Source organism: Streptomyces sp. NPDC057638 (assembly GCF_042800315.1).
Classification (GTDB): Bacteria; Actinomycetota; Actinomycetes; order Streptomycetales; family Streptomycetaceae; genus Streptomyces.
Window position 1 is genome coordinate 10,247 of sequence record NZ_JBHVHF010000083.1, and the last position, 16,805, is coordinate 27,051.

The 16,805-nt window shown below is 73.5% G+C and carries 15 protein-coding genes; 1 reads left to right on the plus strand and 14 read right to left on the minus strand.

Annotation, left to right across the window (positions count from 1 at the left end; all coding sequences use genetic code 11):
- Nucleotides 1-10: 10 nt before the first annotated feature.
- Genes ACFVIM_RS14455 through ACFVIM_RS14520 form a run of 14 tightly spaced genes read right to left on the minus strand, consistent with a single transcriptional unit; the run spans nucleotide 11 to nucleotide 15,191 of the window.
- The gene (locus tag ACFVIM_RS14455; RefSeq protein ID WP_384301039.1) at nucleotides 11-1,975 is read right to left on the minus strand and encodes a phage tail protein I; all 1,965 of its coding nucleotides are present in this window, start codon (nucleotides 1,973-1,975) and stop codon (nucleotides 11-13) included.
- The gene (locus ACFVIM_RS14460; protein WP_384301040.1) at nucleotides 1,972-4,008 is read right to left on the minus strand and encodes a putative baseplate assembly protein; all 2,037 of its coding nucleotides are present in this window, start codon (nucleotides 4,006-4,008) and stop codon (nucleotides 1,972-1,974) included. The genes ACFVIM_RS14455 and ACFVIM_RS14460 overlap by 4 nt, the downstream gene beginning before the upstream one ends.
- Nucleotides 4,005-5,969, minus strand: coding sequence for a putative baseplate assembly protein (locus ACFVIM_RS14465; protein WP_384301041.1), 1,965 nt, complete (start codon nucleotides 5,967-5,969; stop codon nucleotides 4,005-4,007). The genes ACFVIM_RS14460 and ACFVIM_RS14465 overlap by 4 nt, the downstream gene beginning before the upstream one ends.
- The gene (locus tag ACFVIM_RS14470) at nucleotides 5,966-6,376 is read right to left on the minus strand and encodes a GPW/gp25 family protein (protein ID WP_384301042.1); all 411 of its coding nucleotides are present in this window, start codon (nucleotides 6,374-6,376) and stop codon (nucleotides 5,966-5,968) included. The genes ACFVIM_RS14465 and ACFVIM_RS14470 overlap by 4 nt, the downstream gene beginning before the upstream one ends.
- Nucleotides 6,373-7,074, minus strand: coding sequence for a phage baseplate assembly protein V (locus ACFVIM_RS14475; RefSeq protein WP_384301043.1), 702 nt, complete (start codon nucleotides 7,072-7,074; stop codon nucleotides 6,373-6,375). Before ACFVIM_RS14475 ends, ACFVIM_RS14470 begins: the two co-directional genes overlap by 4 nt.
- On the minus strand, nucleotides 7,071-8,252 hold the full coding sequence (locus ACFVIM_RS14480) for a phage late control D family protein (RefSeq protein WP_384301044.1): 1,182 nt from the start codon (nucleotides 8,250-8,252) through the stop codon (nucleotides 7,071-7,073). The genes ACFVIM_RS14475 and ACFVIM_RS14480 overlap by 4 nt, the downstream gene beginning before the upstream one ends.
- A gap of 10 nt (nucleotides 8,253-8,262) precedes the next feature.
- Nucleotides 8,263-8,934, minus strand: coding sequence for a LysM peptidoglycan-binding domain-containing protein (locus tag ACFVIM_RS14485; protein ID WP_384301045.1), 672 nt, complete (start codon nucleotides 8,932-8,934; stop codon nucleotides 8,263-8,265).
- Nucleotides 8,931-9,116 carry a putative phage tail protein gene (locus tag ACFVIM_RS14490; RefSeq protein WP_384301046.1) on the minus strand — a complete coding sequence of 62 codons (186 nt, stop codon included), beginning with the start codon at nucleotides 9,114-9,116 and terminating at the stop codon, nucleotides 8,931-8,933. Before ACFVIM_RS14490 ends, ACFVIM_RS14485 begins: the two co-directional genes overlap by 4 nt.
- A gap of 5 nt (nucleotides 9,117-9,121) precedes the next feature.
- The gene (locus tag ACFVIM_RS14495) at nucleotides 9,122-9,643 is read right to left on the minus strand and encodes a phage tail protein (protein WP_384301047.1); all 522 of its coding nucleotides are present in this window, start codon (nucleotides 9,641-9,643) and stop codon (nucleotides 9,122-9,124) included.
- Complete coding sequence (locus tag ACFVIM_RS14500) at nucleotides 9,640-11,142, minus strand: phage tail sheath subtilisin-like domain-containing protein (RefSeq protein ID WP_384301048.1); 1,503 nt, start codon at nucleotides 11,140-11,142, stop codon at nucleotides 9,640-9,642. Before ACFVIM_RS14500 ends, ACFVIM_RS14495 begins: the two co-directional genes overlap by 4 nt.
- A 1-nt stretch (nucleotide 11,143) precedes the next feature.
- The gene (locus tag ACFVIM_RS14505; RefSeq protein WP_384301049.1) at nucleotides 11,144-11,599 is read right to left on the minus strand and encodes a phage tail protein; all 456 of its coding nucleotides are present in this window, start codon (nucleotides 11,597-11,599) and stop codon (nucleotides 11,144-11,146) included.
- A gap of 16 nt (nucleotides 11,600-11,615) precedes the next feature.
- The gene (locus ACFVIM_RS14510) at nucleotides 11,616-13,874 is read right to left on the minus strand and encodes a phage tail sheath family protein (protein ID WP_384301050.1); all 2,259 of its coding nucleotides are present in this window, start codon (nucleotides 13,872-13,874) and stop codon (nucleotides 11,616-11,618) included.
- A gap of 10 nt (nucleotides 13,875-13,884) precedes the next feature.
- A complete protein-coding gene (locus ACFVIM_RS14515) occupies nucleotides 13,885-14,616 on the minus strand; it encodes a carboxypeptidase regulatory-like domain-containing protein (protein WP_384301051.1) in 732 nt (243 codons plus the stop codon).
- Nucleotides 14,613-15,191, minus strand: a complete 579-nt coding sequence (locus ACFVIM_RS14520; RefSeq protein WP_384301052.1) for a DUF4255 domain-containing protein — start codon at nucleotides 15,189-15,191, stop codon at nucleotides 14,613-14,615. Before ACFVIM_RS14520 ends, ACFVIM_RS14515 begins: the two co-directional genes overlap by 4 nt.
- Before the next feature lie 711 nt (nucleotides 15,192-15,902).
- On the opposite strand from ACFVIM_RS14520, the gene ACFVIM_RS14525 reads away from it, so the two are divergent.
- Nucleotides 15,903-16,670 carry a BTAD domain-containing putative transcriptional regulator gene (locus tag ACFVIM_RS14525; protein ID WP_384301053.1) on the plus strand — a complete coding sequence of 256 codons (768 nt, stop codon included), beginning with the start codon at nucleotides 15,903-15,905 and terminating at the stop codon, nucleotides 16,668-16,670.
- Nucleotides 16,671-16,805 lie beyond the last annotated feature (135 nt).

A 16,805-nucleotide genomic window follows, 5' to 3' on the forward strand; every position in this document is an offset into this window, starting at 1 on the left:
CCCCGTCCTCTCACGACACCTGTGTGTGCACCCCGACAGCGGAGAGGGCACCCACGCTCACTCCCCGGCGCGCTCCCCGCCGCCCCGGCCGCAGGACCGCGTCCCGGCCGAGCCGGAGCCCGTGTCCACCGCCGAGCACCGGCGGCGGCAGCGGGACGAACGCGGTGTCCACGCCGACCGTGGACCGCGAACCGACCACGAACCCCGCTCCCCCGGTGCGGACCGATCCGACCGTGTGCGCGGGCGCCTGACGGCTCACCAGCCGCCGTAGCGCGCCCTCGTCCGCCGCCCCGGCGGGCAGCAGCACCCGGAACCGGTGGGCGTGCGCGGTGAGCGGATCGGCGCCGGGGTCGCCGAAGGCGCGCAGCGGCGCCGCGCCCAGGGCCGACCCATCGAGCCGGAACCGGGTGGAGGAGCGCCCGAACAGTCGTACGGAACCGAGCCCTTCGGGCCTGCCCGCGCGCTCCGGCGCCCCGGCGGCCGGCCGCAGATGCGCCCAGCGGCGGTCGGCGGGCAGCTCGTCCACGACCGGCTCGGTACCGAACACGATCCGCACCGCCTCGCGCAGCGCCCAGGGCGTGCCCCGGCGCCGGTAGAGCGCGGGCGCCGTGGCGATCAGTTCGCGCCGGGTGGCGGCGGACCAGCCCGCCTCGAAGGAGAGCCCCAGCAGTCCCGCGAGCCACGGCAGCACCCGGTCGGGCACCCCCGCCGGGTCCAGCAGCGCCGGATAGCGCTCGATCACCCGGTCGAGATCGGCCAGCGAGGCGTCGAAGAGCGAGAGGAACCGCTCGGTGAAGTCATCCGCCACCGGGTCCTGCCGGAAGGCGGGCGGCAACAGGTCGGCGCTGGTGACCCGGGGGAAGTCGAGCCGGATCCGGCGGACGACGGGGGTGGCCGCGCCGTCGCCGGTCAGGGTGAGCCGCAGCCGCAGAAAGCGGCCCGGCGGCTGGTCGATCAGGAAGTCGGTGGCCGAGGCGGCGCCGTGCTGCCAGTCCGTGGGCGCGTAGTGGCCGTCCTCGCTCACCACGACGGCGACGGACAGGGTCGTGCCGGGCGGGAGGTCGGCGTCGACCCGGACCCGGTGCCAGCGGCAGCGGGAGATACCGCTGTCGATCAGCCGGGTGAGCACCCGCCCCTCGGGGAACCGCTCGTCGGCGCTGGACGGCATGGACTCCCGGGGCGCTCCGCCCCAGTCGAAGCAGCGGGTCAGCTCCCCCTCCGGGCCGTCCTCCCGCAGGCAGAAGCCGTCGTCACCGGCCGCGACCAGTCCGCTCGGCGCGAGCGCGGCGCGCAGCTCGGCGAAGGTGACCTCCGCGAACTCCCGGCCGGTACCCCGGTGGATCCGCAGGACTCCGTCGTCGTCGGTGAGCAGCCAGACGGTGTGCCCGGGTCCGGTGCGCAGACCGGTCACCTCGCCGGGCGCGCCCGTGCGGACCAGCCCGAGGAACCGTCCGGCGGTGGTGTACCGGCGCAGCACGGTGGTGCCCGCCGTTGCCACCAGGAGCGTGTCCCCGGGTGCGAGGGCGGCCCAGCGGGGGCGGCGTACGGTGATCACTCCGGCGAGGTGCTCCCCCTCGTTGCGCCAGACGAGGACCCGGCCGCGCGCCACGACCGCCAGCCGGTGGCCGCGCGCGGCGACCGAGTAGGGGCCGCGCGGATCCTCCGGCAGGCACCACGCGGGCCACAGGGGCGTCCAGTCGCCGCAGGAGTCACGGCGCCGCAGCCAGGGCGCGCCGGGCGTGAGCAGATACCAGGAGCAGGACCGGCAGCCGGGCGCCAGCCGCCGGTCCGGGAACCAGGGCAGCAGATCGGCCCGGCTGGGCCCGTCGGGTGTCCCGCCCCGGCGGGCGAGCCGCAGCCCGTCGGGGTCGTCGAGTCCGGTGACGCCGACCACTCCGGTCCCGGTGGGCTCCGGGTCCCAGCCGACGTACGCGTCGAGCAGCCGGAAGGTCGCGGGGTGCGGGCTACAGCTCATGGCCGGTCTCCTACGGGGATCAGCAGCGGACGCTCCGGCCAGATCAGGGAGTGCGGCGCCAGGGCGTGGTCGGCGCAGGGCGGCAGCCGCACCCCGTCGACGACCAGCGAGAGCCGGGAGACCGCGTGGACGCCGTCGACGGCCAGCAGCCGCCGCACCAGCGGGGTGTGGCGCAGCGCGCCGCCGAAGGGCCAGCCCGCGCGGTTCTCGCCGCCGGTCAGCGGGTCCAGATACCCCGTCACGGCGTCGCCCGCGCGGGCGAGGACGGCGGCCCGGTCCTGGTCGGGGTCGAGGGTGACGCGCGCCTCGACGGCGACGCGGTGGTACGTGACGGGGGCGGCCACCACGGTCACCCCGGCCGGTGCGGCGTCCCGGCTGAGGTGGTCGGCGACGGCCCTCAGGGTCGCGGCGGTGGGCACGGGCGGCCCGGCCCCCTCCTGGGCGGGCGGCACCACGAGCACCCCGACGACACCGGGGATCGGGACCCCGGGGAAGCCGGGGTGGAGTCCGGGCACGCCTTCCGCGCGGGCGATGGAGGCTCCGGGGGTGCGCAGGGCGAGCAGCCCGTAGTCGGCGGGGGCGACCGCGCGGCCACGGGCCCTCAGCTCGCCGACGCCGCGCCGCATGGCGTCCTCGCCGGGTTCGGTGTCGGTGCCGCCGGAGGCGGGGAACGGGTTGGTGACGCCGTTGACATAGGGCTGGGCGGTGACGACACCGTTGACGGCCCCGGCGCGCACGGCTCCGGCGCTGCCGCCGCCGACGCGGTAGCGCACCGCGCGGACATTGCGGAAGCCGGGCGGGACGGCGGCGCCGTGGAGCCCGTCGCCGAAGGTGATCTCGCCGGAGTCGTGGTCGACGGTGAAGACGCGGTCGTCGGGGCCGTAGGCGGCGAGGCTCTCCACCTCGTACCAGCGGCGGGCGGTGCCCGTGGTGGTGCCGAAGACATCGCCGCCCGGGTCGTCGTCGACCTCGATCACCACGGAACCGCTGAGGATGGGCACCTGGCTGAGCATCATCCGCCGTCCGCCGCCGGTGGGCGGCCCCTGCACCGGCTGGAGCGGTTCGTCGCGGACGGTGCGCGCGGCGGTGGCGGCGACCGTGTTCAGCCGCAGCCCGGCCAGGACCGGGGGCTCCCCGCTGAAGGAGCCGTGCGCGATACGCAGCCGCAGCCAGCGCAGTGGCGGTCCCGGCCGCTGTCCCGGCGGGGTGCCCGGGGCCCAGGAGCGGGGGACGCGCAGCTCGACGGTGCCGCTGGCGCGCAGCCCGTCCGTACCGTCCCGTACCACCTCGGCGGGGGCGAACCCGCCGCCGTCCAGCACATCCCAGCGCAGCAGCGGCGCGGGCGGTCCTGGCAGCGGCGGGGTGCCGCCCGCGCCCGCCGGGGCGGGCGGGGCCGCGGTGACCACGAACCCCAGCGCGAGCTGGGGGTAGGGCGCGGCGGTCCCGGCGAGGGCGATCCACAGGGCGTTGCCGGGCTCGGGGTCGCGGCCGAACGGCGGGAAGGGGCGGCCGGGTCCGGTCGGTCCCAGCGGCAGCGGCTGGAGGGTGCCGGCCTCCTCGACGGCGAGCGCGCCGAGGGTGGCGGGCGTGGCGTACAGATCGGCGTCGGTCTCGTAGATCACCTGTCCGCCGGGGGTGGACGCGGCGGCCTGGAACCCGGCCGGGACCAGGACCGAGGCGCCGTCGGGCGGGGCGACGGTGAACTCCAGCAGCACGGCGGCGGAGGAGGCGGGCAGCCGCCGCACCCCGGCCATGGTGAGGTGTTCGGCGAGGATCTTCTCGGGCAGCCGGTTGACCCGGGTGAGGACGGGTTCGGTCTGGGTGCCGAAGAGCCGTACGAGGGCGACCCCGGCGTCCTGGCGGTCCGGGTTGGTCCAGTCCGGGGTGTATCCGGCGATCCGGGACCGTACGTCGGAACGGACCGCCTCACGGGTGGCGTCGGTCAGCTCCGGCTGGACTCCGGTCGGCCCGGGGCCGGGTGTCAGCCGCCCCTCGTCACGGGCGTCGCGCTCCCACCAGATGGGGCCGTTCATGTCAGTCCCTCCCCGGGGGTGACGGCGGGCACGACCCGGGTGTGGACCGTGCGCAGCGCCGGGAGCCGGGCGCCGCCGAGCGGCACGTCACGGCAGTCCTCGGCGGGCGGCTCACCGTCGAGGCCCACGGCGACGGCACTCACGTCAGCGAGGTCTCCGAGGGCCCGCTGGGCGGCGCGCACCAGGGCGGACGGCCGCAGCGGTTCGCCGAACGGCCAGCCCTCGCCGGTGTCGCCGCCGGTCAGCGGGTCCAGATAGCGGCGCAGGGCGGTGGTGACGGTGGTGGTCACCCGGGCCCGGTCGGCGGGGCTGCCCGCCAGGTCGACCCGCAGGGCGACCTCCCGGTAGTCGGGTCCCCGGACGAACACCTCGGCGGTGAGCAGCCGGGCCTCCTCCAGCCGCCGGGCGACCGCGCACAGCGTGCCGGGGTCGGGGCGGGGGGCGGCGGTGCCGTCGGCGAGGGCGGCGGGGTCCCGGGGCACGGAGGGCACCAGATGGACGGTGACCGCGCCGGGCACGAGGGCGCACGGGAAGCCGGGGTGGGCGCCGAGGGCGGTGTGGACCCGGGCGACGGCGACCCCCGGGGTGGTGCGGGCGAGGACGGCGTAGTCGTCGGCGGTCACGGCCCGGGTGACCTCGCCGAGGGCCCCGGCGGCCCGGCGGCGCGCGTCGTCGATGGTCTCGGGGTCCTCGCCGCCCGCCGCCTGGACCAGGTTGGCGGCGCCGAGCGCGCCGAGGGTGCTCGCGGTGGGGTCGGCGGGGATCCAGTTCCCGGTGAGCCCGCCGTTGCCGGAGCGGCCGCCGCCGATCTCGTACGCGACGGACACCTCGGCCCCGGGGTGGGGGATACGGCCGGTGAGTCCGTCGCCGAAGACCAGGGCGCCCTCGGCGCGGTCGACGCGGTGGATCCGGTCGGCGGGGGCGCCGAAGGTGAAGTCGGGGACGGCGTGCCAGCTCTCGCCCGCGAGCTGGAGCGCGGCGGTGAGCAGCGCGCCGGGGGCGTCGGGCAGCACGAGGTGCTGGCCGGGCAGTTTGAGCCAGGCGGCGATCTGGTCGGCGAGTTCCGCCCCGGTGGCCGTGCGCCGTTCGCGGTGGCGGGCGACACCGGTGTTGACGGCGAGCCGCAGCAGCCGGGGCGGGGCGGCGAAGGTGGCGGCCGGGGTGGTGAGCAGGACGCCCCGGTCGGCGCTGGTCCACTCCGGCGGCGGATGGAGCCGCACCACGCCGGAGCGCCGCAGCCCGCCGGTGCCGTCCTCGACCCGCTCGAACGCCCCGGCGCCGGTGCCGGTACCGGCGTCGGCATCGGGGCGGAACCAGGACCAGGTCAGCTCGGCGGGCGGGGGGACGTCCGGTACGGCGCCGGGCAGCCAGGACGGCGGTGTGGCGGCGGGCGCGTCCAGCTCCACCAGGAGGGTGAGCGGTCCGGGCGCGGAGAGCGCGCCGTCCAGGGGCAGCGTGAACCGGGCGCCGGCCGGGCCGCCGTCGGCGCCGAGCAGCGCCACCCCGCGTCCGGCGCGCAGGTCGGCGGTACGGTCGCGGTCGGTCCACACGGTCGCCTCGCCGCCCGGGGTGAGCGGGAAGACGGGGACGTCGTCGTCGAGGGAGAAGCGCACCAGCGCGGCCGGGTCACGGGTCAGCACCGTCCCGGCGGGCACCACGGGCACGGGGACACCGGGGGCCTCGGCGGCGAGCTGGAGCACAGTGGCGGCGGCGCGCGCGGTGCGGGGCGGGTCCATCCCGAGCAGCCGCAGAATGGCGACGACCAGCGCGTCGGGCATCTGGTCGAGCCAGTACAGCCGCTGTTCCAGCAGGTGCGCGAAGAGTTCGAGCAGGGTGACGCCGGGGTCGACGGGCGCGTGCAGGGTCCAGGTGCCGCCGGACTCGGCGGGGATGCGGCGGCGGATCGCCGCCATCATCTCGTCCCAGGTCAGATCGTCCAGCCGGGGCGTGGGCAGGCTCATGGGGTGCTCCCCATGAGGCCGGTGTAGAACGGGAAGACCAGATTGGCCTTGGTGTTGCTGCGCCGGATCCGGTAGACGACGGAGACGGTGATCCGGGTCTGATCCGCCGGGTCGGCCTCGGCCCGCACCTCGTCCAGCGCCACCCTCGGTTCGTGGTCGCGGATCGCCTCGGCCAGGGAGCGTTCCAGATCGCGCAGGGCCTGGACGCTGCCGGGCGCGAAGACGGCGTCGCGGGCGCGGGTGCCGAGGTCGGGCCGCATCACGCGTTCGCCGACCCCGGTCAGCAGCAGGGCCCGCAGACAGTGTTCGATGCTCTCCTCGCCGACGGCGTAGCCGAGCCGCCCGGCCTCGTCGGGCAGGATCGGGAAGCGCCAGCCGGTGCCCAGGAACTCCTCGCCGGTACTCATGCCGTCCGCGCCTTCGTCGCCAGGACGGCCGCCGTCAGGGGCGGCGCGGGCGGTCCTGAGGGCCCGGCCGGGGTGGGATGGGTGTGCGCGTTGAAGGCGGTCAGCAGCGCGTTGCCGAGCACGAGGGGCTCGGTGGCGCCGCCGCCGAGGTCGATGCTGGAGGACTCGACGGTCACCTTGGGGGCCTTGAGGGTGATGTCGCCGTCGGCGGTGACGGTGACGGTGCCGCCCTGGGCGGCGGTGATCCGGATGGCCTTGCCCTGGTCGTCCAGTTCGACGGTGTGCCCGGCGGCGGAGGTGATCTTCACGGCGGCCTTCGAGGAGGTGTCGTCCAGCAGCACCTCATGGCCGTGTTTGGTGCGGATCGTCTTCTGGTCCCGGCCGTCGGTCCGGGCGGTGGGCGGTTTGTCCTTGCCGTTGTAGAGGCCGCCGAGGACGACGGGGAAGCGCATGTCGCCGTGGACGAAGGCGACGACGACCTCGTCGCCCTTCTCCGGGACGAACAGGGAGCCGTAGCCGTTGCCCGCGTAGAGCTGGCTGACCCGGATCCAGTCGGTGACCGTGGTCTGGTCGAACCACGGGAAGCTCAGTTTGACCCGGCCCTCGTCATCGCCCTCGTTCTCGACGACGAGGGCCTCGACGACGCCGTAGTACCGCTGGTCGGTGCTGCGGGCGCGCGGGGTGGTCCTGGTGGTCACTGGTCCCCCTGGTGGATCCGGCGTCCGGTGAACTGGGTGAAGAATCCGCTGGTGTTGAGGGTGTGCTCGACGCGTTTGACGAAGTAGGAGCCGGAGAAGCGGCGGCCGAGGCCGTAGATCTCCAGGTTGTCGCCGGGCCTCAGTTCGGGCAGGCCCGCGACGCGTCCGGTGGCGGTGATGAACTCGTACGCCCGCTCCCGCAGCAGGCTGATGGCCAGCTCCCGGGCCTCCTGATCGCTGGTGACGGGCGCGTCCACGAGGACCTCCTGGCGCCCGCCGAGGGTGCTCTCGGCGACCTGGGGGCCGCTCTGTCCGTCGGCCGCGTTCTGTCCGGCGGGGAGGTTCTCGGCGGTGGCGGTGAAGGCGATGGGCTGTTTGGTACGGGGGTCCCAGCCCCGCACGGTGACCTTGCTGACCTGCTGGGAGACGGTCAGGGTCGGGGTGAAGTCGAGCAGGTTGGGGATCAGCCCCTCGGGCTGGTTGGTGGGGCCGGTGGTCAGTCCCGGCGCGTAGGCGAGCCGGTAGACCCGGATGGGGCGGCCGTCGCGGCCGTCGGTGGGGCGGATGAAGTAGAGGGTGTCCTCGCCGGAGGCCGGGTCGGGCAGGACGTAGCAGTCGTAGTCCAGCCGTTTGGCGCGCTCCATCAGGAAGGAGGCGTCGTCCTGGTTCTTCTGCACCACCACGTCATGGGTGGGGCCCTCGCGGGTGACCTCGATCCGCAGCTTGTTGCGGCGGGCGATCTCCTCGGCGATCCGCCAGTCGGGCATATCGCGGTAGATCTTGACCTCGTTCTCGGCGGGCTTGCGGTCCTTCAGCCGCAGCATCCCGTCGACCCCGCTGACCGAGACGGTCGGTGAGGAGCTGTCGGAGAACTTGGGGGCGAGGGTGCTGATGGTGCCGGTGGCGACGGTGAGCAGTTTGTCGGCGTAGCCGAGGCGGACCGAGACCCGGCCGCCGAGCCGGAAGTCACGTGAGTCGCTGTGCTTGAACCGCAGGTTGGCGTCGTCCCAGTTGTTGAGGGTGAGGTCGAAGCCGGACATCTCGTCGATATCGCGGTTGACCTTGATGTCGATGATGTCGTTCTTGGTGGTGGGGTCCATCTCCAGGCCCTCGATGCGCACCTCGAACTCCGGCGCGTACCGGTCCGGGTCGGCGACCTCCGGGGTGGGGGTGCTCATCGCGCGCTCCTCACGGCAGCCGGGGCACGGTCAGCACCCGGCCGGGGCGCAGCTCGCGGGGGTCGCTGATGTTGTTGGCGCGGGCCAGTTCGCGCCAGGCGTCGGGGCGGCGGTAGACGGCCGCCGAGATGGAGCTGAGGGTGTCACCCCGGCGTACGACGTAGCTCTTGTCGACCGTCGGCGAGGAGCGGGGCGTCTCGGCGACCTGGACGGCGGCGGGGCGGAACTCCTTGAGGCTCAGATCGAGCGTGGCGCGCAGCGGCACCCCGTCGGGCCGGAACATCTGGTAGTTCACATCCAGCTTCTCCAGTACGCCGGTGAAGACGGACTCGTCCCACACGAACCGGACCACCGGCGGGGCGTGTTCCCGGCTGTCGGGGCGCAGCAGGTCGCGCACGGCGTCGACGTAGGTGGTACGGACGTTCTCCAGCGTGTCCGAGGTGTCCACCAGGGCCTGCACGGTCAGGGTCTCGCTGCCGCCGCGCACGTACTGGAGCGGCGGGGTCTCCAGACCGGGGATGGCGATCTCGGCGAAGGTGTTGCTCTTGCTGAGCTTGTAGTCGGTGGGGTTGAACCGCAGCGGGATACGGCGTTTGCGCTCGTCGGCGATGACCGGGCGGACGATCTCCAGCCGGGCGCGCGCCGCGCCCTGGCGGGCGAACGAGACGGGGGTGATGCTCATCGGCGCCCCTCCCCGTCGCCGTAGCCGCGCTCGGACTCGGTGTGCCTGGCGCGGGCGACGGTGTCCTCGTACAGCCGTGACCAGGCCCGGATGTGCTGGTTGAAGAGCCGGGTGAAGACGGCGCCGTCGTCGCCCTCGACCTGGAACCGGACTTCGAGGTGGTGGATGGTCACCTTCGGCACTCCGGTCACCTCCCTCGGTCCGGTCGTGTCAGGGTGGTCGCCACGGCGTCCTGGAGGACCTTGGTGAGCCCCTCGTGGGCGATCTCCAGGGACTCCACGGCGATGGCGTTCTGTTCGGCGTGCAGATCGGGGCCGGTCCACTTGGCGGCGAGACCGCCGTGGAAGGCCCAGGCGGCGGCGGGGGTGCCGGCCGGGGTCAGGACGATCACCGCGCCGTCGCGGCGGGCGCCGAGCGAGTCGGCGAGCCCGGCCTGGTACCAGGACCACAGCCCCGGGTCGCGGACCACACCGCGCTTGAGGACGATGCGGTTCCAGGAGTGCCGCAGCGGCAGCTGGTGGACCGAGTCATTGCGGCCGCCCTCGGGGTAGCTGGTGACCTCCAGCTGCGCGCCGAGCCCGGTGACCTCCTGGAAGGCACCGGCGGCGACCAGGGGCAGCAGCAGGGCCTGGGCGGCGGGGAGATAGGCGTCGCCGGGGTCGAGGGTGACGAGGAAGCGGTACTTGGGCAGCGGGTCGGGGGTGGTCACGCCTCGATCACCTCCAGGCCCCGGTCGGCACCGAGGATCAGACGGATATGGATGAACTCCATCGGCGCGGCCGGGGCGACGTCGATCTCGCAGACCGTCAGCGCGGGTTCCTGTTCCGGTGGGTTGTTGGTCTCGTCGCAGATCACCCGGAACGACTCCTCCGGCCGCGAGCCCGCCAGCGCGCCCGCCCGGTGGGCGGCGAGCAGGACCGAGGTGACCGCCCGGACCAGCGCGAGCCGCAGCTCGGGCGAGTTGATGTCGAAGACCAGGGGGCTCGCGGCCCTGCGCACCGCGCGCACCAGCAGATGCAGCAGTCTGCGGTGGGCGATGAAGCGGGTGCGGGAGTCCCTCAGCGGTGCGGAGAGGGTGCGCCCGCCCCAGACCGTCAGGCCCCGTCCCCGGGTGCAGCGCAGCAGGTTGACGCCCGCGTCGAAGAGGCGGGCCTCCTGCGGTTCGGGATAGGTGGTGGCCAGGTCGACCGCCTCCAGGATCACGGCGTTGGCGGGGGTGTGGTGGGCGCCGCGTTCGGCGTCGAGCCGGGCGATCACCCCGAGGACGTGTCCGGAGGCGGGCACCGGCCGGGTGTCGGGACCGTCGGGGGTGACCAGCGGCGGATGGTAGACGGCCGCCGCGCCGAGGAGGTCCGCGTCGCCCGAGGCGGTGAGTGCGCCGACCCAGGCGAGGGTGTCGTCCACGGCGGACACCCCGGGCGGGACGTCGAGGACGACCAGTCGGTCGAGCAGTTCACGGGCGCTGCCGAGCAGGTCGGCGACGGTCTGGGTGTGGACCGCGCCGGTGAGGTCGGTGCCGAGGTCGGGTACGGCGACCAGGGCGGGCTCGGGGAGTCCGGCCTGGGTGGTGATGGCGTCGGCGTACTCGGCCCGCCCGGGGGCGCTCTCGGTGCCTCCGTCGAGGGTGAGTTCCCAGGAGGCGGTGAGCGGCCCGGGGCGGCCGGGTGGCGGCGGTGGCCCGTCGGGGATCAGCCGGATCAGCCGGGAGGCGGCCAGTCCGGTGACGACGTCGGCGGGCGGCAGTCCGGCGAAGGTCTCCACGGGTTCACCGGGCACCCGTACCCGCACGGTCACCGTGGGCGGCCCCGCGACCGTGCTCGCCTGGTAGCGCAGGAAGACCCGGCCGCCGTTGGCCCAGGGGCCGGGGCCGCTGGCGACGACGCGGTAGCGCTGGTGGGCGAAGCCGCTCAGCTCCCCGACCGTCCAGCGGGCCTCGGCGGCGGTGGCGGGTCCGGCCAGGCGCACCACCCAGGCGGTGCGCCCGCCGTTCTCGAAGAAGCCGCGCAGCGCGTAGGGGGTGGCGCTGGAGCCGTCGGGCTGCCCGAAGGCGGCGACGGTCTCGCGCCAGCTCTCCACCCGTACGGGGGTGCCCACCGGGCCCCGGCGCAGCCTGCCCAGGAGGACGGCCACGTCGGTGCGGAGTGGCTCCTCGCCCGAGCCGCGCGGCTCGAACGTCAGGGTGACACCGGGGAGCGGTTCGGCGGCCATGTCAGGCGTCGATCTCCAGCTTCTCGACCGCCAGGACCAGGGTCTCCATGGCGATCTCGTTCTTCGCGGCGCTCAGGGTGGGGCCGGTGTACTTGGTGGGCCAGCCCCGGTCGAAGTTCCAGCGCATGGCCTCCTGGCGGTTCTCGTCCAGCAGGATGATCGAGCCGGAGGTGCGCCGCACCTTCCCGTTGAGCGCCTCGACCACCCAGTTCCAGAAGCCGACATGGCCGGTGACGCCGCGCTTGAAGGTGAGGTTGGTGAACTTCTTCAGTCCCGGGATCTTGCGGACGGTGATGTCCTCGCTGCCGTTGCGGTACTCGATCGGCGGGATCTCCAGCTCCAGTCCGCTGACCTCGGTGAAGGACCCGCTGACCGCGACCCCGTCGTCGCTGACGTTGGTCACGATGATCTGGAAGTTATAACCGGCGTAGGGATCTTCCCTGGTCACAGGCGGCATGGTGGCTCCTCACGGGTCAGGCGAGCTGGGTCTCGCGGGTCTTCTGCTGGATCCGGAAGATCACGAACTCGGCCGGGAAGACGGGTGCGACGCCGATGACGCAGATCAGCCGGCCGTTGGCCAGATCGTCCTCGGTCATCGTGGTGCGGTCACAGGCGACGAAGAACGCCTCGTCGGCGCTGGTCCCGGCGAGCGCGCCGCTGCGCCAGACCGTGGTGAGGAAGTTGGTGATCGTCTGCCGGACCAGGGCCCACAGGGCCTCGTCGTTGGGTTCGAAGACGACCCACTGGGTGCCCTCGTCGATGGACTCCTCCAGGAAGAGGAAGAGCCGCCGGACGTTGATGTACTTCCAGGAACTGTCGGAGGACAGGGTCCGCGCGCCCCACACCCGGTGGCCGAGGCCGGGGAAGAAGCGCAGGGCGTTGATGCCCTTGGGGTTGAGCAGGTCCTGGTGGCGCTTGGTGACGTCCTGGGCGATGCCGTCGGTGAGCCGGATGCCCCGGATGACCGTGTTGGCGGGGGCCTTGTGGACCCCGCGTTCCACATCCGTACGGGCGTAGATGCCCGCGAGGTGGCCCGAGGGCGGGAGTTCGACGTCGCGGTTGGTCAGCGGATCGCGGGCGACCAGCCAGGGGTAGTAGAGGGCGGCGTACTTGGTGTCGAACCGCTCCCGGAACGCCTGGATACGCTCGATGTCGAGCCCGTCCTGGGGGTCGAGCACGGCGAACCGGTCCTTGAGCAGCTCGCAGTGGGTCACCAGGGCGGACTCCACGGTGGACGACCAGACGCCGGGCACGGCGCAGACGGCGATCTCGTCGATGTCCTCCAGCGCCACGATCCCGGTGCGCTTGCCGCTGCCGCCGTCGGTGCCGACGAAGTCGGAGACGTTCAGCCGGGCGTAGGCGTCGTCGCCGCCGTCCAGGGCCTGCCAGAAGCCGACCGCGGGCAGCGGGAAGGCGGCCGGGTCGGTGGAGAGACCGGGCAGCGCGGTCGCCCGCACCAGCTGGGAACGGGCCGCCAGGGCCGTGGTCAGCAGCGCCGGGCTGTCCCCGCCGAGCCGCAGATTGCCGAAGGTCTCGGTGACGGCGGCCCCGGCGGGGTCGGTGAACCGGGTGGAGACCCGGGCCTCGACCAGATGGACCCGGTCGGTCTCGAAGGGCGTGCCGGGAAGGTTGGCGTCGAAGGTGACGACATCGTCGGCGATGGCGGTGACCCGGCGGACCGACAGGGCCGAGCCGTCGTCGAACTGGACCACGGCGCCCCCGTAGAGCCTGCTCGCCCCGCCCACGCGCAGGGTCCGCGCGGCGGCGGTCAGCCCCCGGCGCACCCGGCGGACGGTCAGTCCGGCGAGCCAGGCCGGGTGCGGGGTGCCGAAGGTGAGGGTGACCGTGCCGCTGGCGGGCTGGCCGACCTGGACCTTGTAGCGGCGCTCGTCGATCTGCACCCAGATGTCGTCGGGGAGGTCGTCGGGGTCGAGCCCGGTGGCGGTGGCGACCTGGACGGTGGCACTGTCCGCCGCCGCGTCCTCGGTGAGCCGGGTGACGAAGAGCGGGCCCTCCTGCGGATCGGGCAGCACCGGCAGCGCGGCGCCGACCGTCGGATCGACCCGGACCGCGACCGCGCCGCCCCAGCCGCCGGGGCTGACGGCGGAGAAGCGCAGGGTCTGTTCGGTGGCGCGCGCCCCGGCCTGGACGTAGTCCCCCCGCGCGGAGCGCACTCCGGCCGGGAGCGGGGAGGCCAGCTCGATCCGGCGCGCCCCCCGGTCGTAGGCGGTGATCTCGGTGCTGTGGATGGTCTGCTGGTCATCGCCGCGGACCAGCTGGATCTGCTGGCCGACGCCGGTGAAGCCGATGAGGTGGGCCAGCTCCAGGGCGGTGCCGCCGCGGGCGGCGTCGGCGGTGACGGGGCTGGCCAGTCCGCTGCCGAGGGCCCCGCCGGCGGGCCGCGCGGCGGAGCTGACGACGCGTTTGACGTAGAGCCGCTGTCCGCCGTTGTCGAAGAAGCCCTTGACCGCCAGCGGGAAGAGCCACCAGCGCCCGCCCTCGTCGGGGTTGTCGGCCCAGGCGCCCGTGATCCCGGCGTCGGGTTCGGGCAGGAAGCCGCCGAAGGTGTTCTGGAACTCCAGGAAGGTGGTGACCAGTTTGGGCTTGCCGTCGGCCGGGCCGCGAGCGGTGACCCCGACCATGCCCGCCGTGCTGGTACTCACTCCCGCGATCGGCCGGGGCCCGGCGTCGATCTCCTCGATATAGACGCCCGGGCTCAGATACTCCGCCATGGCTGGCTCCTCAACTCTCGCGGATCTCGATGACGTGTCGCTGGCCGGCCTCCCGGGGCAGCAGGACGACCCGTTCCCCGGTCCGGCCCGGTCGTTCGGTGGCGCGGAGGAGGAACCTCTCCTCGTTGAGGACACCCGTCGGCTCGCCCTCCCAGCGCAGCGCCAGCCGGAAGGCCCCCGACGCGTCGGTCAGGGCGCGTTCCCGCCAGCCGACCGCGTCCCGTCCGGCCTGTCCCTCCGCCTCGACCAGCACCTGGGCGAGACCGGTGGTGGTGCCCGCGCGGACGACCACGCCATGGACGGTGCGCACTCCGGGCGGGTACGGGAAGGAGGCGGCGGGCAGCAGCCGCACCAGCCGGGGCTCGCCCGGCGCCACGGGCGGACGGCCGGGATCACCCGGCCGGTAGGGGTGGACCAGGAACTCCACCCCGGTGAGCGAGGACGAGAACCCCTCCCCGTCGGCCGGGTAGTACGGCTGGCGGCCGGGGGCGCTGAAGCGGGCCCGGTGGAGCCGGGGCGTGAGAGGTCCGGACAGGGTCCGGCCCAGTCCCGGGTAGACGAGGGCGGCGCTCGGGGTGAGGACCGCCCGGTCATCCAGCGGCAGCCACCCTCCGTCGTCCTCCCGCCGGTCCAGCCATACCGTCACCCCCGCCGCGCTCACCCGCCGCGCGTACTCGTCGTACGGAACGAACCACGCCGGGCTGGACAGCGTCGAGTGACTCAGGGCGGTGAAGCGGCTCATGGTGTCGGTGTCCCGTCGAAGACGCGGCTGCGCACCGGCTGGACGGGGAAGGCGACGGCCGAGTCCAGATTGACCACGCGGACCTCGTAGTTCAGCGAGAGCCGGTACGGCTTCTGGATCGCGTACCAGACCCAGGACTTCTGGTCGAGGGTGAGCGGGGTCAGGCTGAGGTGGAGGCTGTCGGTGCCCGCCGCGAGGGTGCCCGACAGCTGGAGGCCGTCGAGGATGGCGTCGTCGTAGAAGGTCTGGAGGGCGCGTCCGAGCATCCGCTGCTGGGTCTCCTGGTCGCCGCCCCACGGGGTGATCAGATAGCGCAGCAGCAGCGCCATCGGGGGTTTGCGGGTGGTCGGCGGGTCGGGCGGCTGGGAGCGCACCGGGGGCCGGTTGCGGGAGACGGGGTCCTCGGCGATCTCGTAGAGGAAGACCGTGAGTTTGGGGGGTGGTGTCTGGATGGCGTCGGAGAGGTCGTTGAGTTCGGCGATGGGTGGTTCGACCTGACTGAGTCCGCGCAGGGACTCGGTCAGGGCGTCCACCATGACCGTCGAGACGTCGGCGATGACGCCGAAGTCGCCCATGTGACTCCTCCCCCGGCCGTGCTCATGAGCTGTCCTGGTCCCGTCCGCCGACGGGCGGTCACCCGCCGTCCCGGGACGGCGGGCGCCTGCCGTCGGATGACGGTGGGCCGACGGTGCGGGAAGCGGGTCCCGCGCCGTACGGCGGTGTACGGGCGACGCGTCCCGCGCCGTCCGGTGCGGCGGTGCCCCGGTGCCGTCTGGTCACGGTGTGCCGGTGCCGCGCCAGCATGCGGGGGGCCGCGTGGCGGGACCGCGACCCACCCGTCACAGGGGCGTCACCAGTGCGTGGCGGGACACGGCGAAGACGGCGGCGGACACACGGCGACAACGCCGAGGTGACAGTCGTGCGGCACCCTTGTCCTCTTATGGAGTCCTCCTCAGAGCGCGTTGGCGTCCTGATCCTGCGGGTCTGGGTGGAAGAGGGCAGGCCGGACGGATTTCGGGCCCGCATCCTCCGGTCGGTGGACGGATCCGCGGCGCCCCCTTCGGCGACGAGCGCGGTCGATGACGTCCTGCTCGCCGTGCGCGCCTGGCTCGAAGAATTCACGGAACCGGGCCAGTGATGTTTTCGCGACGCCCCGGTGATGTCTTTTCAACGCCTCTCACATGAAGACCGCACCACACGATCATGAGTTGTCCGTAAAATGGTCTTCAGCATCCCGGGAGCCGTACGAAAGATCACCGGAGCCGACACCGTCCGGGAGGAGCCACATGACCGAACGAGCTCATGTCATAACACTGAGGCTGCTTAAGGGATTTGCGCTGTCGGTTGATCACACACGTGTTCCGCTGTGTTCCAGCGCCCAGCGACTGATCGCCTTCCTGGCCCTTCAGGACATGCCGCGCACCCGCACCTACGTGGCCGGGATTCTCTGGCCCGATGTCACGGCCACGCGCGCCCACGCCAATCTCCGGTCCTCGCTCTGGCGAGCGACCCGCACCGGACATCCCCTCATCGACACCTCCACCCATGAGCTGGCCGTCTCCGGGAACATCACGGTTGACCTGCATGAAGCGGTGATCCGTGCCCATCGGCTGCTCGATGTCTCGCGCCCCTGCGACGACATCCTCACCACCCAGACCAGGGCCGATCTCTCCGCCGATCTGCTGCCGGAGTGGTCGGAGAACGAGTGGGTGCTGATGGAGCAGGAGCAGTACCACCAACTCCGGCTCTACGCCCTGGAGGCGATGGCCGAGCGGCTGACGGCGGCCCGCCGCCATGGCGAGGCCGTCGCGGCGGGGCTGGCGGCGGTGCGCGCCGAACCTCTGCGGGAAAGTGCCCATCGGGTGCTGGTAAAAGCACATCTCGCCGCCGGAAACAGAGGCGCCGCACTGCGACAATACGAACAATGCCGCCGCGTTCTTTACGAAGAGCTTGGACTGGAACCCTCCGTTTCTCTCAGGAATCTTCTGCCGTTGCCGACCGACCGTCATCGCCGTGCGCTTCCCACGGTCTACCACCGGGTCCCGGCCCGCTGATCTCCGATCCCGCTCGACTGATCCCCCGCCATATCGCGCCATTCGTCAGGGACGGCACGACTGGCCGGAAATCAGTGCGATCCGCTGCCTCGACGGAGGGGCGCGGCGACCGGCCCGCGGTCGTCGCGCCCCTCC